The sequence below is a fragment of the Rothia nasimurium genome (assembly GCF_004569295.1).
Classification (GTDB): Bacteria; Actinomycetota; Actinomycetes; order Actinomycetales; family Micrococcaceae; genus Rothia; species Rothia nasimurium_B.
The window spans coordinates 1-1,323 of the sequence record NZ_SPQC01000096.1; the positions used below are offsets into that span (position 1 = coordinate 1).

Below are 1,323 nucleotides of genomic sequence, written 5' to 3' on the forward strand. Positions count from 1 at the left end.
ACCCCATACACCCCACCCAAGGAGCCCAACCCCATGCACCAGCCCGCCCAGCCACCTGCCAGCGTCCACACTCTGACCATCCCCATTACAAACCCCAAACACCTGCTCAACGCCAACTCCCGCAAACACTGGGCAGACCGCTCCACCAAAACCAGCATCTGGCGCCCCGCCGGACGAACTGCAGCACAAGCAGCCGCCCTGCCCGTGCTCGTCCCCTTCGTCACCATCCACGCCACCATCTACAAGCCCAGGGCAGGCCGCTACGACCCCACCAACCTCTACCCCACCATCAAAGCCATCATCGACGGGCTGACCGACTACGGGCTCGTGGAAGACGATGACTACCGGCACGTTGACGGCCCGCACATGCACCACGGCGGATTCGACAAAACCAACCCCCGCATAGAACTGACCATCATCACCCACCAGGAGCCCCCACATGCCCCGTACAGCCCCTATCCTGCATAACGCCTCACTCGGGTACCTCCACGCCCACTGGGGCGCCCTCAAGGGCTCCCTAACCCCCGGCACCCGCAGACCCATGGCCGCCCTTGACCCCTGGCTCACCCTCATCCCCGAAGGACCCGGCAAAACCCCAGCCCCACTGCACATCGACAGCCTCGACCTGCTACTGGATATCCAAACCGACACCCGAGGCTGGCTCGAAGAAGCCGGCGTCCTACCCATCGGCCGTATGCCCGCCCCCATCGCCCAACTCGATGAGCTGCTCTACCTCAGCCGCCGCAAAGCCGGGCAATGGGTGGATGACGTCCAGAACTGGGCTACCATCACCGCTGCCAAGGTCCGCCACCGTCTGGACGGCACCCTCGGCGGGCAAACCCTCAACGCCCCCTGCCCCATCTGCGGCACAGAACAGAGCCTGCGCGTACGCGTCCTAGAACTCACCACCCACAATGAGCCCTACATCGCCTGCGAATCCGGCACCTGCACCCCACCTGAGGGGTACTGTTCCAACTTCCTCGAGAACACCCCCGTATGGCCCATGGCCGACTGGGAATGGTTCGCCCACCTACTCACCACCGGCACCAAAGGAACAAAAAAAATAAACAAATATCCCACCGATAAACCAGAACAAACCACAGTAACGAAACCAAGTTGCACACCAAAGTTATCCACAGGTAAACTAAAAAACGTGCAATTGGCATACCCAAAAACGCCCAAGCACCACAGCTTTCCTTTCAACACAAAAGCCCCCACCCACCCATGAACTGCTCCCCATAAGTTGGACTACTAAAAAACAGTCACCAACTAATGGGGAGCATCTCCTATGCGAGCACGAAGCTCACTCACCCAACACCAACG

Annotated in this window: 2 protein-coding genes; both read left to right on the top strand. The window is 60.3% G+C overall.

Annotation, left to right across the window (positions count from 1 at the left end):
- The coding region (locus tag E4U03_RS12535) for a hypothetical protein (RefSeq protein WP_209304182.1) at positions 1-468 on the top strand (468 nt) is incomplete at its 5' end.
- Entirely contained in the window at positions 440-1,228 is a 789-nt protein-coding gene (locus E4U03_RS12540; RefSeq protein ID WP_135014054.1) for a hypothetical protein, read from the top strand. The genes E4U03_RS12535 and E4U03_RS12540, both read left to right, overlap by 29 nt.
- Positions 1,229-1,323: the final 95 nt, after the last annotated feature.